The organism is Vibrio sp. Vb0888 (assembly GCF_033338835.1).
GTDB lineage: Bacteria > Pseudomonadota > Gammaproteobacteria > Enterobacterales > Vibrionaceae > Vibrio > Vibrio alginolyticus.
In genome coordinates, this window is the sequence record NZ_JAWOTL010000330.1 from 1 (window position 1) to 1,045 (window position 1,045).

Annotated in this window: 2 protein-coding genes; both read left to right on the forward strand. The window is 48.5% G+C overall.

Annotated elements, in window-relative coordinates; genetic code table 11:
• Positions 1-219 (forward strand): flagellar basal body-associated protein FliL (fliL, locus tag R7P72_RS26025; RefSeq protein WP_318111142.1); only part of this gene is annotated, 219 nt, incomplete at its 5' end.
• A gap of 12 nt (positions 220-231) precedes the next feature.
• Positions 232-960 carry a lateral flagellar system RNA polymerase sigma factor LafS gene (gene lafS, locus R7P72_RS26030; RefSeq protein ID WP_005462772.1) on the forward strand — a complete coding sequence of 243 codons (729 nt, stop codon included), beginning with the start codon at positions 232-234 and terminating at the stop codon, positions 958-960.
• Positions 961-1,045: the final 85 nt, after the last annotated feature.

The following is a 1,045-nucleotide window of genomic DNA, read 5'->3' on the forward strand; positions in this document are numbered from 1 at the left end:
CGACCAGAACGTATTAAAGACATCGATAACTACATGCCAATGGTTCAAAACTCGCTTTTGAAGCTGTTTAGCGACAAAACTTTCGATGAACTGCAACAGACAGGCGCGATCGATATTCTGCAAAACGAAGTGAAGCAAACGCTGTTGGTAGCCTTTGCGAAGACTGACATCGTGCGTGATATCGATGATGTACTGCTGACGAAATACGTTGTGCAATAACGGAGCACAACCATGTTAGACATGAACCCTCAAGAAACGTACACCGCACCAGAGGAAGTGAACACACCATCACGCCCGATTGATGAAAACGCACTTTTGCAACGTCATCAAGTGATGGTGAAACGCGTAGTTAACCAGCTGCGCGTTCATGCCACTTCCCATTGCAGTATCGAAGATATGCAGCAAATTGGTCTTATCGCGCTGGTTGAAGCAGGACGTCGTTATGGAGACATTGACGATACTCACTTCCCGGCATTTGCGGTTTGCCGCGTACGTGGCGCGATCTTAGATGAGCTGCGCCGTTTAGACTGGCGCTCACGTAAGACACGTCAGCAAGCCCATGAGCTTAACGACGTCACTCGTGACCTCACCCGCTCGTTAGGTCGTATGCCAACGGACTCAGAAATCATCAAAGCTCTCGGCACCGACGAGCAAGATTATTACAACCGTCAAAACGCGGCGCTTGCAGGTGAAATGCAAAGTCTCGATCAACTGATGGAAAACAGCACCGACAGCCACTTTGGTGGTCAATACGACGGCATGGAGCACGAGCACATTCGTCGTAGCTTAGACAGCGCACTAGGCCGACTGTCAAAGCGAGATCAATTGCTACTGACGCTGTTTTATCAACACGAACTCAATTTACACGAAATAGCCCTCGTCTTGGATCTGACGCCACCTCGAATTTGTCAGCTTCATAAACAAGCGCTGAAACAACTCAACCAATTAATGTCCTCTTAGGAGTCACAAGATGCAAAAGTTTTTAGGAGTCCTCACTATCCTTGTGTGTGTCTTCGGCGGATACATGTGGGCTGGCGGTAAGCTA